Source organism: Streptomyces sp. NRRL S-350 (assembly GCF_000719705.1).
Lineage (GTDB): Bacteria > Actinomycetota > Actinomycetes > Streptomycetales > Streptomycetaceae > Kitasatospora.
In genome coordinates, this window is record NZ_JOHO01000008.1 from 160652 (window position 1) to 183405 (window position 22754).

Here is a 22754-nt window from a genome sequence, read left to right on the forward strand (position 1 = left end):
GCGGTCCCCCACCCCGACGAAAGGCGCCCCGTCGTGATGCCACTGTGGTCACGCGCCCAGCAGCAGGACTACCGCAGCCGGGTGCGGGGCTGCCTGCTCGGCGGGGCCATCGGCGACGCGCTCGGCGCCGGCGTCGAGTTCGAGGCGCTGGAGAAGATCCGGGCCCAGCACGGCCCGCAGGGCGTCACCGGCTACGTCCCCGCGTACGGACGCACCGGCGCCGTCACCGACGACACCCAGCTCAGCCTGTTCACCGTCGACGGACTGATCCGCGCCCACATCCGGCGCGACACCGGAAGCTGGCACCCGCCCACCGACCTGCACCTGTCCTACCTGCGCTGGGCCGCCACCCAGCGCGACTGGGGCCCGGACGAACGCCGCCCCGACCTCGGCTGGCTCGGCCGCGAGGAGTGGCTGTACGCCGAGCGTGCCCCCGGCCAGGGCTGCCTGTCCGGTCTCACCGGGCCGAACGCCGACCGCCTCGGCACCCTGGAACTGCCCAAGAACCCGCACTCCAAGGCCTGCGGCACCGTCGTGCGGGCGGCACCGTTCGGGTTGCTCACCACCTGGGAGCCGGCCCTGGTGTTCCAACTCGCGGTGGAGTGCTCGGTGCTCACCCACGGCCACCCGACCGGCTACCTCGCGGCGGCAGCCTTCGCGGTGATCGTCCAGTCCGTCGCCCGCGGCGGCACCCTGGAGGAGGGCGTCCACCTCGCGCTCGCCCTGCTCTCCGAACGGCACGCGCACGAGGAGACGACCGCCGCGCTGCGGGCCGCGCTGGACGCCGTCCGGGCCGGCGAGCCCTCCGCGGACCGGGTCGAGGCGCTGGGGGAGGGCTGGGTCGCCGAGGAGGCACTGGCGATCGGGGTCTACTGCGCGCTGGTCGCCCACGACGTCCGGTCGGGCCTGCTGCTCGCCGTCAACCACTCCGGGGACAGCGACTCCACCGGGTCGATCTGCGGCAACCTGCTCGGTGCGCTGCACGGGGACACCGCGCTGCCGCCCGGCCTGGTGGCCGGGGTCGAGGGGCGCGCCGCGATCCTCGAACTCGCCGACGACTTCGTGCTGGAGCTGATGCACGGCAGCGAACTGCACGACCGGCGGACCCCGGAGGGCGCCAACTGGTCCGCCCGGTACCCGGTGGTGGGCTGAGAACGGGCCGGGAACGGGCGCGGGAACGGGCACGGGGACGAGCCGGGGACGAGCCGGGGGAAGGGGCTGGGAAGGGCCGGACCAGGGGTGGGCGGGCACTGGGCACGGCGCGGTCGCCCGTAGCGCCGACCGCCCCCGACAGGGGCGGCGGACACCGCTACGGGCAACCGGTCCGAGGACGGCTCCCGCGCCGGCGTCAGGGTCTGCCGAAGTCGCCCGCGGCCGCCGCCGAGGCGAAGGCGTTCCAGGCCTCGGTCGAGAAGCGCAGCTGCGGGCCGAGGGGGTCCTTGGAGTCCCGGACCGCGACCGCTCCGCCGACTGGCCGGGCGATCTCCACGCAGGCGCCCTGCCCCCCGCTGTGACTGCTCTTGCGCCATCGGGTTCCGTGCTCGGACGGGGTGATCATTCGTTGAATCCCTTTTCGATGTCGGCTATCAGCGACCGGCTCTCCGCGACACCGAGTGCGGCCGCCCTCAGGTAGTCGTAGAGACCGGTATAGCGGCGCACATCAGCCTCCTTCTCCAGGTAGAGATCACTCGTCACACCTTCGAAGTAGACAACCGTGGAATCGGCTGACTCGGGGAACTCCAGCAGGGAGAATGTCCCGGTCATGCCGGGGTGGGCGCCGTGCGAGAACGGGATCACCTGGATGGTGATGTTCGGGCGATGGCTCAACTCCAGCATCTGCCGCAGCTGGGCGGCCATCACCTCCTTGCTGCCGACCTCGCGGCGCAGCACCGCCTCGTCTATCACGGTCCACAGGCTGCCCAGCTGGTTCTCGCCGTGGACGCGCTCCTGACGCTTCATCCGGACCTGCACCCGGCGCTGCACGGCCACGGCGTCGGTGTCCGGCTGGGTGCCCTCCACCACGGCCTGGGCGTACCGCTCGGTCTGCAGCAGGCCCGGCACGAAGGAGGACTCGTACGCGCGGATCGAGGAGGCCTCGGCCTCCAGTCCGATGTAGACGCTGTATGGGGTCGGCATGTCGTTGAAGTCGTGCCACCAGCCGCGCTGACGCGACTCCTTGGCCATCTCCATGAGGCTGGCGCGCATCTGGTCGTCGGGCACGCCGTACACGTCGCAGAGGTCGCGCACGTCCCGCTGGCTGATGCTGCGGCGGCCGTTCTCCAGTCGGCTGATCTTCGACTGGGAGACCATCAGGCGGCCGGCGACCTCTTCCGCGGTCATGCCGAGGCCCTCGCGGAGCTTGCGCAGCTCCGAACCCAGGCGTCGGCGACGCACGGTGGGATTGACGTTGGCGGACACTTCGACCTCCGGCCGGACCTCTGGTGATCGTTGGAGCGGCAGTCCTCGGAACACTTCGGACATTGGGACCAACCCCCCTGACTCGGAGCAGCATGACACCTCGGCGCAGGTCGGCGCCGGGGAATCCCTGCAGCGCGGTAGCACAGATCATCGGAAAAGCGCTTCCGTGAGACAGCGAAAGCCCCCAGGTGGTAATGCGGCTCGGTGACTCGGACGACTACAGGCGACTCATGACAACTCTGACGACTCTGACAAGTGGTGCTGCGGGCGCCCCCGGGCTGCCGCGCATGTGCCCCGGGCACGTTCGGGGGCGGGCCGCTGCGGCGTCCGGGGACGGCAGAGGGGCGGTCGCCGGGCGACTTGCGTCGCGGGGCGACCGCCCCTGGGTGCTGCTGGCGGTGCCGGTGGAGCTGGTACTGCTGGTGTTGCGGGTACTGCGGGTGCGGGTCCTGCTGGTGCTGGTGCTGGCGGTGCTTCCCCGGCGAGCCTTGGTGGGCTTCAGGGTTCTTCGGTGCGCGGTCCGGCTCCGGTCACCGGACGCCGACCCGGGAGTCGGGAACCCGTCCGCCCGAACCCCGGCCCGCCGTACGGGTGCCGGAGCGGCCGGTGGCGGGCCCAGGACTCTGGGAAGAACGGTTCTGCTGCGTCGGCAGGCCGTTCTGCACGTCCATCACGGCGTGCGCGACCATCCCACCGAGCGGGTCGTACCGGATCAGGTCGCGCAGCCGCGACCGCGAGGACCGGCCCTCGTTGCCCGGGTACAGGTGCTTGCCCAGCCCGACCGAGTGGGCGAGCGCGGCGAGCGCGGCCGTCCGCGGATCCGGCGGCACACCGGTGCGGATCGCGGTGTCCAGCCGCTGCTTGATCGCGGCGTTGGTGCAGTCGTCGGACGCCTGGTACCGGATCGTCGGCAGCACCCCGCACACCTGGCCCGGCACGGCCGTGACCATGCCGCAGCGTTCCAGGTGCGCCAGGTAGGTCTGCCGCAGCCCCAGCCGGGGCCCGCCGATCCAGTGCGCCGCGCGGACCGGACTGCCGCGTCGGCGCAGCAGTTCCAGTGCGTGGTCAAGGGTCGGGTCACCGGTCGGCCGTGCCAGTACGACAGCGATCCGGTCTCCCTCCGGTACGATCCGTCCGGCCAGGGACAGCTCGACGAGCTGCGCCCCGGCGAGTCCGAGGTCGAGGGTCTGCGGCTGCGCCGTGGTACCCGTGGTCGGGTCCAAAGCGAGCAGCAAGAGTTCCTCGGGAACAGTTCTGCGGCTCTTGCCCATCCAAGCCTCCCCGCGTGGATGAGAGACAGGGTGACGCCTCTCACACGGGCTTGTCGAGTACGCCTCCGAATCGTGACCTTGCGGTGAAGGCGCGGAACCGGCGGCCGCGGGCCCGGCGTCTGACCGGTGAACAGGCCGTGGTGCGTCCGTGCGATCGCAATAAGCGCCGGTCGGGCGGGGTGTGCGCGGTGGGATCGGCCATCGGTGCCGGAGACTGTACAGGTACACGGGGCGGGGCGTCGGCTTCCCGAAATCGGGTTCGCCGGTGCCCCGCCGGGCGTTGAGGAGGCTGGGATACGTGGGCGAGTCCCCCGACAGGGTGCTGAGGGACGGCGGACGGGAGCGCGACCAGGAACGCGAACGGACCGGCTCGACGGCGAGCGCGGCGGCCGACCCGGCAGCCGGTACCGCCGAATCCCCGGAGCGCGGCTCCGGTGCGGCTGCTGCCGGGGCGTCAGCCGCGGCCGACGCCGAGGCGACCGCCGCCGACGAGGACTCCTCGGACACCGCTGCGGGGCCCTCCCCGGACGGCTCCGCGGAGGGCTCTGCGGAGAGCTCCGCGGAGACCGCGAGCAAGACCGCGGGCAGGGCCGGGGGCAAGACCTCCGGCGGAACGCCCGCGAAGGCATCCGCCGACGCTCCGGCGGCGGGGGCCAAGGGCGGCTCCACGGTCCAACTGCGCGTCCGGGATGTGGACAGCAAGACGACGATGCTGCGGCTGCCGGTGGACAACAAGACCACCGCGCTTCGGCTGCCCGAAGGGCTCGTGAAGGGTGCTGACTCCGGCAGTTCGGCTGATCAGGGGGACGAGCGGAAGTCCTCGTCGGCGTCCGGCGGGGTGAAGACGTCCGCCGAGCGCCCCTCCGGCGCCGACCCTCGTCTCGCCATCCGGACGACCGAAGACGTCGACGCCGAAGCCGCCCAAGCCGCCGAAGCCGCCCGGAAGACGGGCGCAGCGGCCGCGAAGACCGACCCGGCGCGGAAGGTCGAGAAGGCCGGGGACAGCAAGGGCCCCGGGGACAGCAAGGACAGCAAGGAAACCGGGGACAGCAAGGACACCGAAGACACCGAGGCGGCCTCCGCCGAGGCTGCTCCCGCCGACTCCGAGCCCGCCACGCTGACCACGACCGGGCAGCCTGGTCAGAAGCCGGGCCCGACCGGGAAGTTGGAGAAGCCCGAGCCGCCGCGCCCGGCCGCCGCCCCCACGGCCGGCACCGTGCCCGAGCCCCCGGCGCCCCGGCCCCTCCCCGAGCCCGAGCCGGCCCCCGGGCCCGAGCCGCTGCCGAAGCCGGCCCCCAAGCCCGAACCGGGCCCGGCGCCGGCCCCCGAGCCGCTGCCCGAGCCCGACCCGCGGCCGGTGCCGCCGGTCCCGCCGCTGCCCCGGCCCGAGCCGATGCCGATGCCGGAGCCGGAGCCGGAGTCGCCGCCCTCGCCCGAGAACACGGCCGAGGCGATGGAGGTCCTGGCCTCCCTCAACGCCCGTCCGGTGTCGCCGCTGCGCCGCGCCCTCAAGCGGGTGACCATCTGGACGGTCTTCCTCGCCGTCGTGCTCGGCGCGGTCGTGGTGGCCCAACTGCTGCGCCCGCTGCCGGACGCCACCGTGAAGATGACCGCCACGGGCAGCTACACCTTCAGCGGTGACCAGCTCGACCTCGCCTGGCCGGCCAAGGGCCAGTCCGTGGCCGAGGTGGTGGGCGTCGGCAGTCTCGGCAGCTCGGGCCAGGAGGCGCCGGCGCCGATCGCCAGCGTCACCAAGGTGATGAACGCCTACCTGATCCTGCAGAAGTTCCCGCTGAAGAAGGGGGAGAGCGGCCCCAAGATCACCGTCGACCCGCAGGCCGCGCAGGAGTCCGGCAACGGCGACGAGTCCCGGGTCGCGCTCACCGCGGGTCAGGTCCTCACCGAGTACCAGGCCCTGGAACTGCTGATGCTGCCCTCGGCCAACAACGTGGCCCGGCTGCTCGCCCGGTACCACTCCGGCTCCGAGGAGGCGTTCGTCAAGCTGATGAACGACACCGCGGCCAAGTTCGGCATGACCAACACCATCTACGCGGACCCGGCGGGCTACAGCCCGGACACCAAGTCCACCGCCAAGGACCAGCTGAAGCTGGGCGAGCAGGTCATGCAGGACGAGATCTTCCGGCAGATCGTCTCCACCCCGGAGACCAACTTCAACAATGCGAAGATCCGCAACACCAACACCCTGATCAACCCGAAGACCGGCGTCATCGGCGTCAAGACCGGCTCCAGCACCCCGGCCGGCGGGTGCCTGATGTGGGCCGCGTACAAGGAGATCGGCGGTGTGAAGCGGCTGATCCTCGGCGTCACCCTGGGCCAGCCGGCCACCTCGCCCCGGGAGGGTGACGGCATCCTGGACACCGTGCTGAAGGTCAGCGGCAAGCAGATCCAGGCCGCACAGAACGGCGTGACCGGCCAGACCGTGGTGAAGAAGGGCGATGTCGTCGGCTCGGTGGACGACGGGCTCGGCGGCAAGGTCCGGGTCGTCGCGACCCAGGACCTGGTGGTGGCCGGGTTCCCCGGCATCTCCGGCACGGTCAGCCTGGACGCGGCGAAGATCCGCCACAACGAGCAGGCCGGCAAGGAGGTCGGCGTGCTGCGGGTGGGCGCGGGGGAGAACAAGGTGGAGGTCCCGGTGGCCCTCCAGTCCGACCTCAAGCCGCCGTCCATCCAGTCCCGGCTGCTGCGCACGCTGTGAACCGGTGAACGCCTGAACGCCTGAGCCTCTGAACTGAGGAACTTGAGGAACTGCGGGACTGCGGAAATGCGGAACCGCTGAATGCCGAAGGGGAGCCGGTACCAACCGGCTCCCCTTCGGCATTCGCGCACGCCCGTGCCGACGCGCCCAGGTGCCTACGTGTCGCGGTCGAGCAGCGCGAGCGTGAAGCCGCCGAGGGGGGTCACCCGGTCCGGGTCGCCGTACTGGGCCCGGAGCACCTGCGCCTGGCCCGTGGGCATGGCGGCCAGCGGGTCCGCGGTGTCACCGAGGACCAGCAGCCAGACCCGTGACCCCGCGCCCACGCAGGCCTGCGGCTGCGGGCAGGGAGCCGGTGACAGGTCCTCCGCGTCATCGGCGCTCTGCGCGACGAACACCGGGTACGGGCGGACGTCGGACGGCAGGTAGTAGCTGACGCCCGGCCAGACCATCGCCCAGGACTCGTCGCCCAGCGGGGCCGCCATCCCGTCCCCGGAGCGGTAGCCGGAGGCGATCGCCCGGGCGGCGGCCTTGAACGGCTCCTCGGAGCCGTTGTGCGCGCCCACGTACCGCACCGCAGGCTGCTCGGGCAGCGCCGCCACGGCCGGGACGGCGAGCAGCGCCACCGCCAGCAGGCCGGTCGCCGCGAGGGCCCTGCGCGGCGCCCGGCCGCGGCGTGCCAGGGCCGTGACCGCGCCGTACACCGCCCCGACGCCACCTCCGGCCAGCACCGCCCAGGCCGGCACCGTGAACAGCAGGTACCGGGCGAGGAAGTACGAGGTGCCGCCCAGACGGGACACCAGCCAGACGCCGACCACCGGCAGCTCTGCGAGCAGCAGCACCTGCCAGGCCTGCAGCCGTCGGCCGGGCAGCGCCAGCGCCGGGAGCGCCAGCAGGGCGAGGGCGTAGAACACCTGGTCCGAGCCGACCAGGTGCTCGCCGAAGCGGAGCAGGCCGCGAAGGGACGGGGCGGGGATCCAGCCCAGCTGCCGGTCCGACTGCCTGCTGCCCATCAGCACCACCGGCAGCACCGGCACCGCCGCCACCGCGACCGCGAGCGGGTACTGCCACAGCAGCCGGCGGTCCGCCGCAGGCCTGGTGCGCCACAGGTGCAGCGCCACCAGGGCGGCCTGCCCGGCCACCGTACTGAACGACACCAGGTGCCCGGCGCCGGCCAGCGTCATGGCCACGCAGTACGGCGCCCAGCGGCGCCAGGTCGGCTTCTCCAGCGCCCGCAGCAGGAAGAGCGTGGCGGCCGCGATCGCACAGGTCACCAGCGCGTACGAGCGCGCCTCCTGGGCGTACCGGGAGACCTCCGGCGGCACCGCGAACAGCAGGCCCGCGCCGATCGCCGCCACCCGGTTGCCGAACAGCCGCCGGGCGGTCAGCGCCACGAACGCGGCCGCCCCCGCCATGGCCAGCACGGACGGTATTCGCAGGGACACCGCCGAGTCGCCGAACACCGAGGTCCAGACGTGCATCAGCAGGTAGTACGCGCCGTTGCTGGCGTCCACGTGCTGGAGCAGCCGCAGCAGATCGCCCAGCGAGCGGGTGGCCACCGTCGCGGTCGCGATCTCGTCCCGCCACAGGTCCGGCGTGCCCAGCCGGTACCCGCCGACCGCCAGCATCACCACCGCGGGCCACCACCACACCTGCCCCGACAGTCGGACGACCGGGCGTATAGCAGGTCTCATCGGGTCCTTCGTCTCCTTCTCGCAGCGTGCGGGGCGCGGCGTGCGGGGCGCGGGGCGCAGGTCGAACGCTTGCGGGCAGGCTACTTGACCCGTCCTGACACCCCGTCGGCGCCCGACCCCCGCACGCAGCCCGCTCCCCGCCGCGGCCCAGCCCCACCGCTCCCCGCCCCCACCACTCCCCAACCCGCCCACCATCCCCGATCCGGTACGCTGTGAACGGCCTCGCCGCAGCCTGGCCACGCCTCAGTAGCTCAGGGGATAGAGCACGGCTCTCCTAAAGCCGGTGTCGCAGGTTCGAATCCTGCCTGGGGCACGACGCGGAACGCAGGTCGCAGGCCCCCCGCCCACTCCGGGCCGGGGGGCCTGCCCCTTTTCCGGACGGCTGCGGCCGCCGACTCGTTCCGCCTCTCGCGCGCCGGTCAGGCCAGCGTGACGCGGGTGCGCCGCTCCGCCGGGCGGCCGGTGGTGAGGGCGAGGTCGGCGAGCAGGGTCTCGGTCTCGCGGGCGGTGCGCAGGACACCTGGATCGAGGTCGGTGACGACGAGTTCGCGCAGGTCCTCGCCCGCCTCGGCGATCAGGTGGCCGTCCGGGCCCCAGACCGCGCTGGCGCCGCAGGTGTGCCAGCCGCCGGTGTGGCCGACGTGGTTGGCGAGCACCGTGTAGAGGGTGTTGTCGAGCGCGCGGGCGGGGAACCAGGTGCGGGACTCGTGGAAGCCGTGGCCCCGGCTGAACAGCGCGCCGACCAGGTAGGCGTGGCAGCCGTCGAGTGCGGCGGCACGGGCGTGCTCGGGGAAGCCGGAGTCGTAGCAGACGCCGAGGCCGAGCCGCCAGCCGTCCAGTTCCACGGTGCAACCGGCCGTTCCGGGGCGGTAGTAGTCCCGTTCGCTCTTGAACAGGTACTGCTTGTCGTACCGGGTGGTGAAGCTGCCGTCCGGGCCGAAGACGAGGGCGGAGACCCGCAGGTCGGCGCCGTCCTGTACGGCGGCGCCGACGATGGCGGCGGTACCGGTGTCGCGGCAGGCGTCGGCGATCGGGGCGAGGCGTGGATCACCGGGCTGGACGGCGCACTTGAGCGGGTCGGCGCGGATCAGCTCGGGCTCGTAGCCGGAGAGGAACTTCTCGGCGAACAGCACCAGGCGGGCACCGGCCTGCGCGGCCTCGCGGATCAACCCGGCGGCCTGCGCGACGTTGGCGGGTATGTCGCCCGGCACGGCCTGGGCCTGGACGGTGGCGATGCGCAGTGGCTGCGCGGGGTATCCGGCGGGGGTGGCGGAGGCGGGAGCAGGTTCGGTGGACATGGCCGTCACGCTAGCGGAGGGTTCCGGACCGGTGAGGTGGCCTCAGCTGGCGGCCCGGTCCGGCCGATCGGCAGCGCCACGCGGCGCGCCGTCACGCCGTGCGTCGCCGCGGGCCGCACCGCTTCCCCGGGCGTCGCCGCCCGGTGCGGCATCTCCCAGCGCGTCGTTCCCGGGGGCGTCGCTGCCCGGGGCGTCGTTGCCCGCGGCGTCGTTCCTGGGATCGTCGTTGCCCGGGGCGTCGTCGTCGAGTGGGTCGGCGGTGCGGGGCGGCCGCACCGAAGGCACGATGACCCGCTGGACCCGCGGCCTGGTGCGCCAGTTGACCCGTCGGACGTCGCGGGCCAGTGCGCCGGGGCGCCACAGCTCGATCACGGCGGTGACGGTGCCGAGCACCACCCCGGCGGCCAGCCAGCCGGCCGGCACGTCGCTGGGCCAGTGCACTCCGAGGGCGATCCGGGTCCAGCCGATGGTGAGGACGGTCGCCGCCGCCACCACGCAGGCGGCGGTCCGGCCGCGGCGGTGGACCCGGTACCAGAGCAGGCCGACCAGCACGGCGCAGGTGATCGCCGACGTCATCGCGTGCCCGGAGGGGAAGGCCGGGCCGCCGGCGTGCGAGACCGGGTCGGTGAAAGCCGGTCGGCGACGGTCGAAGGCCAGCTTCAGCGCCCACTGGGCGCCCCAGCCGACCAGGGCCTGGGCGGCCACCCACCCGGCCAGCACCCGCGCGCCGATCAACCAGAGCCAGGCGGCTGCGAGTCCGAGGAGCGCACGCATCGTGACGGTGCCGCCGATGTCGGAGAGCGTCTGCACGGCGGCGGTCCAGATCCGGTGCCCCCGGGCGTAGGTGTGCAGTTCGCCGACCCACTCCTGGTCGAAGCGCTCGAGCGGCCGCCAGTGGCTTGTCACCAGAGCCGCCAGGACGCCGAACAGCGCGGCACAGCCCACCGCGAGCGCGGCATCCCGAAGGAGACTGCGGTGACGCGCAGTGACGGAGTTCGTGCGGTTGGTCAGGTGCATGGCTGACACCTTCCCAGTGTCCCGTGCCGTTGAGGAGCGGGGACGATAGCGATTTGGCATCGTTTGTAGGGAGGTCCTGCGTGCGCCGGGGTGTGGGCGCGGGCGGAAACGGGGGCGTGCGGGAACGCCGGCGGCCGTTCGCCGGTTCAACGAGTGGGCGACGGTCGCGTGTGGGTCGAGTGAAGGAATCCCTCCCCGAGCGGTCGGACCCGGGCGCGGAAGGTGTTCGGTCGGTCACCGAACGTCCAAGCTCGGAGTGAAATCCGGCAGCATACTGCATCGCCGGGAAGAATCGGAGTGACTTGGGAATGTTGTCCGGATTCTGTTCGTTGGATCGTTACGTGTGAGCCCGACGGGCCCGCACTTCTTGCCCTCATGGCAGGCAGGCAGACCTCGGCAACATCAGCAAAGGGAGCAAGCATGGCCACCCGTGCCGTCGTTCGCGACAGGGCCGACCGGACTCGCGCGGCCCGCCCGACCAACCTTGAGGCCGACCGCGACCTGGTCGGCATGTACCTCGACGAGATCGCCAGGACGCCCCTGCTCGATGCCGCCGAGGAGGTTGAGCTCTCCCTGCGGATCGAGGCCGGCGTGTACGCCCAGCACCTGCTGGAGGAGGGGCAACTCCCCAGCGGTGTCACGCGCGAGGAGCTGGAGACGATAGCCGCGGACGCGGAGCGCGCCAAGGACGTCTTCATCCGCTCCAACCTCCGCCTGGTGGTCGCGGTCGCCCGCCGCTACCCGCGCAGCGGCCTCCCGCTGCTGGACCTCATCCAGGAGGGCAACGCGGGCCTGGTGCGCGCCGTCGAGAAGTTCGACTACGCCAAGGGCTTCAAGTTCTCCACGTACGCGACGTGGTGGATCCGGCAGGCGATCACCCGGTCCATCGCCGACCAGTCGCGCACCATCCGGCTGCCCGTGCACCTGGTGGAGGAGCTGGGCCGGATCCGGCGGGTGCAGCGCGAGAAGTCCAAGGAGCTGGGCCGCGAGGCCGAGCCGGCCGAGATCGCGGCCGAGTTGGACACCACCGAGGCCCGGATCAAGGACGTGCTGGACTGGGCGCGCGACCCGGTCAGCCTCAACATGTCGGTGGACGACGAGGGCGAGACCCAGTTCGGCGACCTGGTCGAGGACACCGGGGCGACGTCCCCCGAGGACGCCGTGATGGTGATGCTGCGCCGGGAGGAACTGGACGGCCTGATCGGGCGGTTGGACGACCGTACGGCCTCGATCATCCGCTCCCGCTACGGGATGGAGGACGGTCGCGAGCGCACCCTCACCGAGGTGGGCAAGCAGCACGGCCTCACCCGCGAGCGGATCCGCCAGATCGAGAAGCACGCGCTGGCCGAGCTGAAGAAGATCGCCGACCACGCGGGCTTCGAGGCCGCCTGACGGACCACCCCGGCAGGCTGCCGGGGAGCCCGCGGACGTCCCGGTCGGCGCAGGGCCCGAGCCCTCATCCGGGCCCCGGTACGGAGCGTTCCGCGCCGGGGCCGGAGGCGTGCCACGGGGCTCTTAGGCTGGAGGGGCAGGACGAGGCGAGCGAGGACGGGGAGTGGACGCGGTGAGCGAGCAGCGACAGGAACAGTCGGCGCGACAGGGGCAGTCAGCAGGGCAGGGGCAGGGGCAGGGGCAGAGGCAGGGGCGGAGCGAGGTGCGCGAGCAGGGGCAGCAGGGGCAGCAGAACCCGGCCGAGGCGCCGACCCAGGGCCCGCGGAAGGATGCCGCGGTCAAGGCCCGGCTGGTCTTCCGCGACCCGTTGGACGAGCAGTCCCGGGACGACACCGATGCCGGTTGGGGCGACCGGCCCGGGGCGGGCGGTGGGCGGGGGCTGGACTGGTACCTGAGCCAGCGCCCGCCGCACCACGGGGGCTGAGGCAGCGGACCGCGAACAGGGTGGGAAACGGGAACGGGAACGGGGACGGTCAGCGGATCGGTGAGACGAGCGCGTCGCGGATCTCGGTGAGCAGTTGGACCTCCTTGGCCTCGGCCTCCGCCGCCACCTCGGCGTCGGACTTGCGGCGGGCCGCCAACCTGTTCATGGGCACGATCAGAGCGAAGTAGACGACCGCCGCGGTGATCAGGAACTGCAGGGCGGCACTCAGCACCGACCCCCACAGGATGAGGATCCCGGACGCGACCTCACCGGCCGGGCCCACCTCGCACGGCCCCTTGAGGCAGGAGCTGTAGGAGGCCAGGTCCTTCGTTCCGAACACGCCGACGATCGGGTTGATCACGCCCTTGACGAAGGCGTTGACGATGTTGGTGAATGCCGCGCCGATGACGACGGCGACAGCGAGTTCGACGACATTTCCACGCAGCAGGAATTCCTTGAAGCCCTTCATGCCGCCTCGAACGACGAAGTCGTCGCCCGGTTACGGGTGATCTTCCGCGGCTCCGGACTGACAACCCGTCCGGCCCAGCAGGCCGTCGGCGGGCGGCGGCAGCCCGGCCCGCGCGGGCCCGAGCGCGAGCGCCGCGGCCACCGCGAGCAGGACCAGTACGGGCACCCCGGCCCGCCGCCGCACCGCGCTGCGCCAGCGGTGCCACCCGCCGCACCCGCGCCGGATCGGCGGGAAGATCGGCAGCTCCTGCCGGGGCGGCACGGTCGGCGCGGGCAGCGGGACGGAGAAGCTCACGGTCGTCATGGACGCACCTCCGGATCGGTCGGTCGGCCGGCCCCGGTGGCCCGGCCGAACCCCACGATGAGCGCTCCTGCCGACCCTGGAAAGGCACTTTCCCCAGCCTGTGGAAAACCCGCCCCTGTGGATAACTTCGTACACTCGCGCGAGTGGGAGAGCCCCGTCCGAGGTGACGGCGACCGCCGGAAACCGGCGACAGGGCGGGGAGCGCGGCGGCGGACGGGGAAACCGGCGGTAGGCGGGGAACTCGGCGAAAGGCGGGGGGACGCGGAAAGGCCCGCCGCCCCCGCGTGTGAGCGGGGCCGACGGGCCTTTCCGAGGTCTGCTGGGCGTCCGGTCGGATCCGGCGCCCGCGTCAGCTCGCGGCCGGAGCCGGGCTGGACGAGGTCGAGGACCCGGTGCCCGACGTGGCGGGCGAGGGGGTCGACGAAGTGGTCGACGTCGAGGTGGTCGACGACGAGCCGGAGCTCACCGAGCTGGTGGAGGACGAGCGGCTGTCGGTCCGGTAGAAACCCGAACCCTTGAACACGACACCCACGGCCGAGAAGACCTTGCGGAGCCGTCCCTGGCAGTCGGGGCACGTGGTCAGCGCCTCGTCGGTGAACTTCTGCACCGCCTCCAGGCCGTTGCCGCACTCGGTGCACTGGTACTGGTACGTGGGCACTTGTCTTCCTCCTGGCACTCTCGCCTGATGAGTGCTAACGATGGTCAATGATGCGGCATTCCGCTGGATCAGTCCAGCGACTCAGGTGTGAGATCGGCCCGCCCGGGCGATTCCGCTCCGCCGCCGACCGCCCCGACCGTCCCGGCGCACGGGCCGCCACGGGCCGCCGCAGGCCGCCACAGGTCGGACGAGCCGCCCCGCTGCCCGGGCCGACCGGTCCACCCGGGTCCGCCCGGCGGCGCCGCGCTCAGCCCTTGGCCGCGCCCACCAGCTGACCGGCGCCCCCGCGCTGCGCGGAGCCGGCGGCCGGGCCCGCGGCGATCCGGTCGCCCCCGGTCTCCGGCGCCACCAGCAGGTGCCGCAGCGTGAACAGCGCGAGCAGTCCTAGGCCGGCCCCGATCACCGGCACCAGGAACCCGGTCGAGGGCCCGTGCCCGTCGATGAGCTTGCCCGCCGCCATCGAGCCGACCGCCAGGCCGAGCCCGATGGCGCCGGTCAGCCAGGTGAAGGCCTCCGTCTTGGCGCCGTCCGCGACCAGCGTCTCGACCAGGGTGTAGCCGCTGATCAGGGTGGGCGCGATGGCCAGGCCGCAGACCAGTCCGGCGACGGTGAGCGCGACGAGGTTCGGCATCGCCCACAGCGTCGAGCAGCCCAGCACCAGCAGCGCGTAGCTCATCAGCATCCGCTGCTGGACGGGCCGCCGCCAGGCGATCACGCCGTACAGGACGCCGGCCAGCATCGAGCCGCCCGCGAAGATCCCGTACACGGTGCCGCCGGCGTCGTGCTGCCCGACCGAGTCGGCGAAGGCGTTCACCGACACCTGCATGCCGCCGAACACCGCGCCGACGCCGAGGAAGGTCCCGGCGAGCAGGCGGACGCCGGGGGAGGCGAGGGCCGAGGCGCGCCTGGCGCCGGGCTGGGGCAGGATCCGGGCGGGGGCGGTGCGTCGCTGGGCGGCGAAGGCGAGGCCGCCGACGAGGGTGAGCGCGGCCTCGGCGACCAGGGCGGCCGCCGGGTTGGCGAGGGCGGCGATGCCCGAGGCCAGGATGGGGCCGATCACGAAGGTGAACTCGTCCGTCACGGACTCGAAGGCGAAGGCGGTGCTCACCCGGGCCGCCGAGGCGTCGGACGGGCCGTCGGCGGTGAACCGGGCCACCCAGCGGGCCCGGACCATCGCGCCGATCTGCGGCACGCTCGCGCCGGCCGGGACGGCGGCCAGGAACAGCGTCCAGGCCGGTGCGTGGCCGAGTGCCAGGGCGATCAGCACGCCGACCGAGGCGCCGTGCACCAGGACGGCCGGGACGAGCACCGCGGCCTGCCCGTAGCGGTCGGCGAGCCGCCCGGTCTGCGGCCCGATCAGGGCCTGGGCGACAGCGGCGACGGCGGTGACGGTGCCGGCGGTGCCGTACGAGCCGTGGGTCTGGGTGACGAGCAGCAGGATGCCCATGCTGAGCATCGCGTACGGCAGTCGGGCGACGAGGGCGGGGGACAGGAAGGTCCAGGCCCCGGGGGTGCGCAGCAGTTCGCCGTACCCGACGCGGGCGGGGGCCTGGGCTGCGGTGGTGTCCGCGATGTCCGCGGAGGTGTCGACCGTTCGGCGGGCCGTCACGGTCGGTCCTTCCTGCTGCCTGGTAGCGCGGCAGGGCATGGGGTGGCCCCGACGGCGCCGAGAGTCGTCCTCTCGCGCGTCGACCGGGGTAGATACCGGGTCGGCCCGGTGTGGTTGCCGGGGACGGACCGCGGCCGCCGAGCGGTCGCGCCAACTCTGCGTCAGGCAGATGCTGGGGTGGTCTAGCGGTGGTTATACGGCGTAGTCGAACCAGCATACAGTTACGCGCGTAGATTCCGCCAGTCCACCCCTTTTCGACGCCCCGCCGAACCGCGAACCCCGCTCCCCGCCCGGAGCCCGCCCCCCGCTCCCGCCCGAAGCCCCGCTCCCGGCTGCGCCCGGCTCATCGCCCGGCTCACCGCCCGTGGAGCCACCCCGCGAGCTTGCCGCCCTTGTCGACGGCCCGCAGCCGGCGCTCCGCCGCCTCGCCGACCTCGTCCGTGGTGACCACGAGCAGCTCGTCCCCGCCGCGCAGCACCGTCGCCTTGTCCGGCACGAAGGAGTTGCCCTCGCGCACGACCAGGGTGACCGCCGCGCCCTTGGGCAGGCGGAGTTCGCCCACCTCCACGCCGGACATCCGGGAGGTGGGGGAGAGCGCGACCGAGAGCAGGTGCCCGTGCAGCTTCTCCAGGGGTGCGGATTCGATGCCGAGGTCCTGGCCCATCGCGCCCTCGCCGATCCGCAGCCGCTTGGCCACCCACGGCAGGGTCGGTCCCTGGAGCAGGGTGAAGGTGACGACCAGGATGAAGACGATGTTGAAGACGTCCGCCGCCCGGTGCGCTCCAGACACCACCGGGATGGTGGCGAGCACGATGGGCACCGCCCCGCGCAGCCCGGCCCAACTCAGCAGTGCCTGCTCGCGCGGCGGCACCTTGAACGGGGTCAGTGAGGCCACCACTGACAGGGGCCGGGCCACGAAGACCAGCACGGCGCCGATCACGAGCGCGGGCACCACCGCGGAGCCCATGGTCGCGGGCGTGCAGAGCAGACCGAGCAGCACGAACATGCCGATCTGCCCGATCCACGCCAGCCCGTCGGCGAAGCCGCGGACGGCGGGCCCGTGCGGCAGCTTGGAGTTCCCGAGGATCACCGCGCTGATGTAGACGGCGAGGAAGCCGGAGCCGTGCAGCAGCGCGCCGCCCGCGTAGGCGAGCACGGTGAGCGCCATCACGGCGATCGGGTAGAGGCCGGAGGAGGGCAGTGCGACGTGCTTGATCCCGTAGGCGCCGAGCTTGCCGACGGCGAAGCCGACCGCGGCGCCGATCGCCAGCTCGGCGAGGATGGTGCCGATCAGGACGTACCAGGGGTCCAGCTCCCCGGCGGTGGCGAAGGCGACGACCAGGATGACGACGGGCGCGTCGTTGAAGCCGGACTCGGCCTCCAGCAGTCCGGTGAGCCGGTGCGGCAGCGGGACCATCCGCAGCACGGAGAAGACGGCGGCCGCGTCGGTCGAGGAGACTATGGCGCCGAGCAGCAGTGAGGTCCGCCAGTCCAGGCCGACGAGCCAGTGGGCGCCGGCCGCGGTGGCGAACACGCTGACCCCGACGCCGACGGTGGCGAGCACGGTGGCCGCCGGCACCACCGGTCCGATCTCGCGCCAGCTCGTCTTGAGGCCGCCCTCGGCCAGGATCACCACGAGCGCCGCGTAGCCGATCACCTGGGTGAGCTCGGCGTTGTTGAAGGAGACACCGATGCCGTTCTGGCCCAGCGCCACGCCGATCCCCAGGTAGATCAGCAGGCTGGGCAGCCCTGATCGGGTGGAGATCCGGACGGCGACCACCGCGAAGAGCAGGATCACGGAGGCTTCGAGCAGGAGCTGGTTCAGATGGGCGACGTTCACGCAGGGGCACCTCGGGCAGGCAAGGGCGGACGGGGTGTCTGGTGGTGCTGTGGGGCCGACCCGTTAAGAAGGCGTCAATGCTCCTCTTGCGGATCGTTACGCAGTCTAACATTTTGCCATATCTTTAGCTTGGTCCCCCGTTCACGGTGCCCGCCGGACTCGGCCTAATGTGGTGCCCTGCCACGGCCGCAGGCCCTGGACACGCCCGCCCGCCCCGAAGTCAGGACCGCAAGGACCCAGATGCCCCGCTCGAAGAAGTTCCGGCGCGCCCGTCTGTTCGTGATCGTGCTGGTCGTGCTGCTGGTGGCCGGCGTCGGCTACGGCGGCTACCGCGGGGTCTCCGCGGTCCGCGCCTCCTTCCCGGAGGTGGACGGCAGCGTCAAGGTGGCGGGCCTGAGCGCGCCGGTCGACGTGAAGCGGGACGCCAACGGCATCCCGCAGCTGTACGCCGACACCCCCGAGGACCTGTTCCGCGCCCAGGGCTACGTCCAGGCGCAGGACCGCTTCTGGGAGATGGACGTCCGCCGGCACATCACCGCCGGCCGGCTCTCCGAGATGTTCGGCGACGGCCAGGTCGACACCGACACCTTCATCCGCACCATGGGCTGGCGGCAGGTGGCGCAGAAGGAGTACGACACCAAGCTGTCGCCGGAGACCAAGAAGTACCTGCAGGCCTACTCGGACGGCGTGAACGCCTGGCTCGCCGAGCACCCCGGCGGTGAGAAGGCCTCGCTGGAGTACGCGCTGCTCGGCGCCGTCAACAGCGGCTACCAGCCCGAGCAGTGGAGCCCGGTCGACTCCGTGGCCTGGCTCAAGGCGATGGCCTGGAACCTCTCCGGGAACCTCCAGGAGGAGATCGACCGCTCGCTGCTGGCCCAGGACTTCAGCCCGGACAAGATCGCCGAGCTGTACCCGGACTACCCGTACTCCCGCAACGGCACCATCGTGAAGACCGGCACCGTCAGCGGCGACACCTACCGCCCCGCCGACGGCTCCCCGCAGTCCGGCCCCGGGAACGGCACCGCCACCGCCCAGGGCGCGGCCACCACCAAGGCGATGCTGCAGGGCCTCACCGACCGCATCGACGGGATGCCGCAGCTGCTCGGCCGCCCCGGCCAGGGCATCGGCTCCAACTCGTGGGCGGTGGCGGGGACGCACACCACGACCGGCAAGCCGCTGCTGGCCAACGACCCGCACCTCGGCCCCGGCCTGCCCTCCGTCTGGTACCAGATGGGCCTGCACTGCCGGACCGCCTCCCAGGCCTGCCAGTTCGACGTCTCCGGCTTCACCTTCGCGGGCATGCCCGGCGTGGTGATCGGCCACAACAAGGACGTCGCCTGGGGCTTCACCAACCTCGGCGCCGACGTCACCGACCTCTTCCTGGAGAAGGTCACCGGCCCGGACACCTACCAGGTGGACGGCAAGGACGTGAAGTTCGACCTGCGCAAGGAGACCATCAAGGTCGCCGGCGGCCAGGACCGCACCATCACCGTGCGCACCACCCAGACCGGCGCCCCGCTCATCTCCGACCAGAGCAGCGAGCAGCAGAACGTCGGCAGGTACGCCCCCAACGGCACCTCGGCGCCGGACCGCGGCACCGGCGGCTACGGCGTCGCCCTGCAGTGGACGGCCCTGAGCCCCGGCAAGACCATGGACGCCGTCTTCGAGCTGGACAAGGCCAGGAACTGGGACGAGTTCCGGTCCGCCGCCAAGGACTTCTCCGTCCCCGCGCAGAACCTGCTGTACGCCGACGCCAAGCACATCGGCTACCAGGCCCCGGGCACCGTCCCGGTCCGCGGCAAGGGCGACGGCACCTACCCCGCCCTGGGCTGGGACTCCGCGTACCAGTGGAAGGACCCGATCCCCTTCAACGCCATGCCGTGGAGCCTCGACCCGTCCTCCGGCTACATCGTCACCGCCAACCAGGCCGTGGTCGACCCGAGTTACAAGTACAGCCTGACCAAGGACTGGGAGTACGGCACCCGCGCCAAGGAGATCACCGACCAGATCGAGGGCCTGCTCAAGAACAACGGCAAGATCTCGCCGGACGACATGCAGACCCTGCAGCTGGACAACACCAGCATCATGGCCAAGACGCTGGTCCCGCTGCTGCTCAAGCAGCAGATCGACGACCCCTACGTGCGCCAGGCCCAGGACCTGCTCAAGGACTGGAACTACCACCAGGACGCCGATTCCGCCGCCGCCGCCTACTACAACGGCGTCTGGCGCCAGCTGCTCACCCTCGCCTTCGGCCAGAAGTTCCCGGCCGACCTGCGGGCCAAGGACAACTGCCTGCTGGTCCGCCAGCAGGACGACCCGACCAGGCCCGACAGCACCACCAGGATCGTCACCGAGTGCGGCACCCGCGACCCGGGCAAGGCCCAGCCGGACGGCGGGGACCGCTGGACCGAGGTGGTGCGCCAGCAGCTGGACAAGCCCGACAGCTCCTGGTGGACGTACATCGACTCCCAGCACACCGTCCAGAAGGGCCTGGACAACCTCCTCAAGGAGGCGATGAAGAACGCCCGCCAGGAACTCACCTCGCTGCTCAGCAAGGACATCTCCACCTGGAGCTGGGGCCGACTGCACAAGCTGGAGCTGCGTGAGCAGACCCTGGGCACCGACAACTCGTCGATCGCCTCCGGCGCGCTCCACAAGCTGCTCAACCGCGGCCCGTACCGCCTCTCCGGCGGCTCGGCGGCCGTCGACGCGGCGGGCTGGAACGCGGCGGCCGGCTACGAGGTGGACTGGATCCCGTCGATGCGCATGGTGGTCGACCTCAACGACCTCGACTCCTCGCGCTGGGTCAACGTCGGCGGCGCCTCCGGCCACGCCTTCCACGACAACTACAACGACCAGACCGACCTCTGGCTCAAGGGCAAACTGCTGACCTGGGCCTACACGCCGGACGCGGTCGAGAAGGCCACCAAGCACAGGCTGGTGCTCACCACCGGCTGACCCCCGCTCCACCGTCCGGCGGCCCCGCTCCCTTCCCCGAGGGAGCGGGGCCGCCGCCGTTCGCCTCCCGCCCCGTCCGCGTCACCCCAGCCGCCGCACCCCCGACGGCGTGACCGCCAGGTCCACCGGCAGGTCGTGCGGCTCGGCCGGCACCCGGTCCAGCAGCTCGTGCTCGTACAGCAGCACCGCCAGCACCGGCCGCGCGCCCGCCCGCCCCAGCCGGGCCAGCACCCGGTCGTAGCTGCCGCCGCCGCGGCCCAGCCGCGCTCCGCCGCGGTCCACCGCCAGGCCCGGCAGCAGCACCACCGAGGCCTCGGTCACCGCCTCCGGCCCGAGTCGCGGGCCGGCCGGCTCCAGCAGCCCCCGCCCGGCCGGGGCCAGGGACTCCGGCCCCCCGTACTGCGCCCAGTCCAGGTCGTTGTCCGCCAGCAGCACCGGCAGCAGCACCCGCACCCCGCGCGCCCGCAGCGCCTCCAGCAGGGGCCGCGTCCCCGGCTCGGCCCCCACCGAGACGTACGCGGCCACCGTGACGCCCGGGCCGGCCAGCTCCCCGGCGTGCCCGGCCAGCGCGAGCGCCGCCTCCGCGCGCTCCGTGGCGGAGAGCGCGCGCCGCTGCGTCAACAGCCGTGTCCTCAGGTCGCTCTTCTCGTTGTGCACCGGATCCTCCACGTCTCCAGACCGCCGACGCGCAGAGCCTGCCACGCGAAAGGGCGCCCCGATTGTCCACCCCGCTGCTGGTCCAGGCCCTGGCCGCGCTCAGCGCCCCCGCGCTGGCCGGCGCCGCCGCCCTCGGCCTGCGGGGACGGCGGGAGCGGGCCGCGGCCGCCGCCGTGGCCGCGCGGCTGCGCGCCCGGGCCGCCGAACTGGAGGAGCGCTGCGCCGAACTGGAGCGCACCGCCTCCTGCGACCCGCTCACCGGCGTGTGGAACTACCGCCACCTGCAGCTCACCCTCGACCGGGAGATCGAACGGGCCCGCCGCGCCGAGCACACCGACCAGGCGGACGGCCCCCGCCCGCTCGCGGTGCTGATGCTGGCGATCGCCGGTTTCGACGCGGTCGTCGCCGAGCACGGCCGCGGCCGGGCCGGCACGATACTGCGCGACCTCGCCCAGCGCCTCGCGATGGAGATCCGCCGGGCCGACACCCTCGGCCGGTACAGCGGCGAGGAGTTCCTCGTGGTGCTGCCCGACACCGGCGCCGAGGGCGCCGCGCAGGTCGCCGAACGGCTGGTCTGGTCCGTCCGCCGGCACCTGCTGCTCGACTGGTCCTCCGGCACCCGCGCCCCCCGCCCGGCCCACGGCAACGGCCTCACCGCCGCCGTCGGCATCGCCGTCCTGCCCGACGACGGCACCCACGCCGCCGTCCTGCTGCGCGCCGCCGACACGGCGCTCGCCGAGGCCCGGGCGGCCGGCGGCGACTGCTCGCGGACCTCGGCGCCGCCCCGCGACCGTCCCGCCACCGGGCTCCGCGCGTCGGCCGATTCCGGCACCGAGGACGGCCCGACTGCCGAACGTGACCGTTCGGAAAAGCCGGGTAGTCTGTCGCCCTGTGCCGGAGGGGACCCCCTCGCCCAGCCGGTCGCTTCCCATACGCCAGCCACTGTGGCCGTGCCCCGCGACGTGCTGTCCTAGCCGTCCCAACGCGCGCGGTCGGGCGAAAACGTGCCTGAGTAAGGTAAACGCATGACGACGAGCAACTCCCGAGTTCCGGTAACCAAGGCCGTGGTACCCGCGGCCGGACTGGGCACCCGCTTCCTCCCGGCGACCAAGGCCACCCCGAAGGAGATGCTGCCCGTCGTCGACAAGCCGGCGATCCAGTACGTCGTCGAGGAGGCCTCCTCCGCGGGCCTGTCCGACATACTGATGGTCACCGGCCGCAACAAGCGCGCGCTGGAGGACCACTTCGACCGCGCCTACGAGCTGGAGGAGCTCCTGGCGCGCAAGGGCGACAAGCAGCGCCTGGCCAGGGTCCGGGAGTCCGTCGAACTGGCCAACATGCACTACGTCCGCCAGGGCGACCCCAAGGGCCTCGGCCACGCCGTCTCGGTCGCCGAGCAGCACGTCGCCGGCCAGCCCTTCGCCGTCCTGCTCGGCGACGACCTGATCGACCCGCGCGATCCGCTGCTGGCCCGGATGATCGAGGTGCAGCAGGAGCTCGGCGGCTCGGTCGTCGCCCTCATGGAGGTCGACCCCTCCCAGATCCACCTCTACGGCTGCGCCGCCGTCAAGGCGAACGGCTTCGGCGAGGACGTCTTCCAGGTGACCGACCTGGTCGAGAAGCCCGAGCCCGGCGAGGCCCCGTCGAACTACGCCGTCATCGGCCGCTACGTCCTCGACCCGCTGGTCTTCGACGTGCTGCGCGAGACCCCGCCCGGCCGCGGCGGCGAGATCCAGCTCACCGACGCCCTGCGCGAGCTCACCACCCGCGAGCCGGAGGCCGGCGGCCAGGTGCACGGCGTGCTCTTCAAGGGCCGCCGCTACGACACCGGCGACCGCGCCGACTACCTGCGCGCTATCGTCCGACTGGCCGCCGAACGCGATGACCTGGGCCCGGAGTTCCGCTCCTGGCTGCGGGAGTTCGTCGGCTCCGAGATGCAGGACTGACGCAGGACTGACTCCGCGAGAGAGAGC

General features: G+C 72.7%; 19 protein-coding genes and 1 tRNA gene. 8 read left to right on the forward strand and 12 right to left on the reverse strand.

Annotated features, from left to right (window positions below):
• The first annotated feature begins 36 nt into the window (after window positions 1-36).
• Complete coding sequence (locus IF30_RS0110795) at window positions 37-1152, forward strand: ADP-ribosylglycohydrolase family protein (protein WP_030235456.1); 1116 nt, start codon at window positions 37-39, stop codon at window positions 1150-1152.
• 196 nt (window positions 1153-1348) lie between these two features.
• On the opposite strand, the gene IF30_RS0110800 is transcribed toward IF30_RS0110795, so the two are convergent.
• The 3 genes from IF30_RS0110800 to IF30_RS0110810 all read right to left on the reverse strand — a co-directional run bounded on the left by IF30_RS0110800 (window position 1349) and on the right by IF30_RS0110810 (window position 3689).
• A complete protein-coding gene (locus IF30_RS0110800; protein WP_030235458.1) occupies window positions 1349-1558 on the reverse strand; it encodes a DUF397 domain-containing protein in 210 nt (69 codons plus the stop codon).
• The gene (locus IF30_RS0110805; RefSeq protein ID WP_030235460.1) at window positions 1555-2418 is read right to left on the reverse strand and encodes a helix-turn-helix domain-containing protein; all 864 of its coding nucleotides are present in this window, start codon (window positions 2416-2418) and stop codon (window positions 1555-1557) included. The genes IF30_RS0110800 and IF30_RS0110805 overlap by 4 nt, the downstream gene beginning before the upstream one ends.
• 530 nt (window positions 2419-2948) lie before the next feature.
• A complete protein-coding gene (locus IF30_RS0110810) occupies window positions 2949-3689 on the reverse strand; it encodes a GOLPH3/VPS74 family protein (RefSeq protein ID WP_030235462.1) in 741 nt (246 codons plus the stop codon).
• Between the two features lie 298 nt (window positions 3690-3987).
• Between IF30_RS0110810 and IF30_RS43410 the strand changes: the two genes are divergently transcribed.
• The gene (locus IF30_RS43410; protein ID WP_051709780.1) at window positions 3988-6405 is read left to right on the forward strand and encodes a D-alanyl-D-alanine carboxypeptidase; all 2418 of its coding nucleotides are present in this window, start codon (window positions 3988-3990) and stop codon (window positions 6403-6405) included.
• Window positions 6406-6560: 155 nt separating this feature from the next.
• Here IF30_RS43410 and IF30_RS0110820 read toward each other — a convergent pair whose 3' ends face one another.
• A complete protein-coding gene (locus IF30_RS0110820; protein WP_158834926.1) occupies window positions 6561-8096 on the reverse strand; it encodes a glycosyltransferase family 39 protein in 1536 nt (511 codons plus the stop codon).
• Window positions 8097-8336: 240 nt separating this feature from the next.
• Between IF30_RS0110820 and IF30_RS0110825 the strand changes: the two genes are divergently transcribed.
• Window positions 8337-8409: transfer RNA gene (locus IF30_RS0110825), tRNA-Arg, on the forward strand.
• Window positions 8410-8515: 106 nt separating this feature from the next.
• Here IF30_RS0110825 and IF30_RS0110830 read toward each other — a convergent pair.
• Together IF30_RS0110830 and IF30_RS43415 are read right to left on the reverse strand one after the other, a co-directional pair.
• A complete protein-coding gene (locus IF30_RS0110830; protein WP_051709792.1) occupies window positions 8516-9394 on the reverse strand; it encodes a carbon-nitrogen hydrolase family protein in 879 nt (292 codons plus the stop codon).
• A 42-nt stretch (window positions 9395-9436) separates the two neighbouring features.
• On the reverse strand, window positions 9437-10411 hold the full coding sequence (locus IF30_RS43415) for a phosphatase PAP2 family protein (protein WP_051709795.1): 975 nt from the start codon (window positions 10409-10411) through the stop codon (window positions 9437-9439).
• Window positions 10412-10831: 420 nt separating this feature from the next.
• Between IF30_RS43415 and IF30_RS0110840 the strand changes: the two genes are divergently transcribed.
• Window positions 10832-11803, forward strand: coding sequence for a sigma-70 family RNA polymerase sigma factor (locus tag IF30_RS0110840; protein ID WP_030235471.1), 972 nt, complete (start codon window positions 10832-10834; stop codon window positions 11801-11803).
• A 172-nt stretch (window positions 11804-11975) separates the two neighbouring features.
• On the forward strand, window positions 11976-12287 hold the full coding sequence (locus IF30_RS0110845; protein ID WP_234322669.1) for a hypothetical protein: 312 nt from the start codon (window positions 11976-11978) through the stop codon (window positions 12285-12287).
• Window positions 12288-12336: 49 nt separating this feature from the next.
• Here IF30_RS0110845 and mscL read toward each other — a convergent pair whose 3' ends face one another.
• The 5 genes from mscL to IF30_RS0110870 form a co-directional block, all read right to left on the reverse strand.
• The gene (gene mscL, locus IF30_RS0110850) at window positions 12337-12756 is read right to left on the reverse strand and encodes a large conductance mechanosensitive channel protein MscL (protein WP_030235474.1); all 420 of its coding nucleotides are present in this window, start codon (window positions 12754-12756) and stop codon (window positions 12337-12339) included.
• Window positions 12757-12786: 30 nt separating this feature from the next.
• The gene (locus IF30_RS0110855; RefSeq protein ID WP_030235476.1) at window positions 12787-13059 is read right to left on the reverse strand and encodes a hypothetical protein; all 273 of its coding nucleotides are present in this window, start codon (window positions 13057-13059) and stop codon (window positions 12787-12789) included.
• A gap of 349 nt (window positions 13060-13408) precedes the next feature.
• The gene (locus IF30_RS0110860; protein WP_030235478.1) at window positions 13409-13717 is read right to left on the reverse strand and encodes an FmdB family zinc ribbon protein; all 309 of its coding nucleotides are present in this window, start codon (window positions 13715-13717) and stop codon (window positions 13409-13411) included.
• A 247-nt stretch (window positions 13718-13964) separates the two neighbouring features.
• Window positions 13965-15326: an MFS transporter gene (locus IF30_RS0110865; RefSeq protein WP_420791133.1), complete on the reverse strand. Its 1362-nt coding sequence runs from the start codon at window positions 15324-15326 to the stop codon at window positions 13965-13967.
• 355 nt (window positions 15327-15681) lie between these two features.
• Entirely contained in the window at window positions 15682-17166 is a 1485-nt protein-coding gene (locus IF30_RS0110870; protein ID WP_030235482.1) for a potassium/proton antiporter, read from the reverse strand.
• A 240-nt stretch (window positions 17167-17406) separates the two neighbouring features.
• Here IF30_RS0110870 and IF30_RS0110875 point away from each other — a divergent pair, with 240 nt between their 5' ends.
• A complete protein-coding gene (locus IF30_RS0110875; RefSeq protein WP_030235483.1) occupies window positions 17407-20124 on the forward strand; it encodes a penicillin acylase family protein in 2718 nt (905 codons plus the stop codon).
• A gap of 81 nt (window positions 20125-20205) precedes the next feature.
• Here the strand turns inward: IF30_RS0110875 and IF30_RS0110880 are convergent, their stop codons facing one another.
• Complete coding sequence (locus IF30_RS0110880; protein WP_030235485.1) at window positions 20206-20781, reverse strand: 5-formyltetrahydrofolate cyclo-ligase; 576 nt, start codon at window positions 20779-20781, stop codon at window positions 20206-20208.
• A 62-nt stretch (window positions 20782-20843) separates the two neighbouring features.
• On the opposite strand from IF30_RS0110880, the gene IF30_RS0110885 reads away from it, so the two are divergent.
• Entirely contained in the window at window positions 20844-21755 is a 912-nt protein-coding gene (locus IF30_RS0110885) for a GGDEF domain-containing protein (RefSeq protein WP_051709798.1), read from the forward strand.
• 51 nt (window positions 21756-21806) lie between these two features.
• On the forward strand, window positions 21807-22727 hold the full coding sequence (gene galU, locus IF30_RS0110890) for a UTP--glucose-1-phosphate uridylyltransferase GalU (RefSeq protein ID WP_030235489.1): 921 nt from the start codon (window positions 21807-21809) through the stop codon (window positions 22725-22727).
• Window positions 22728-22754: the final 27 nt, after the last annotated feature.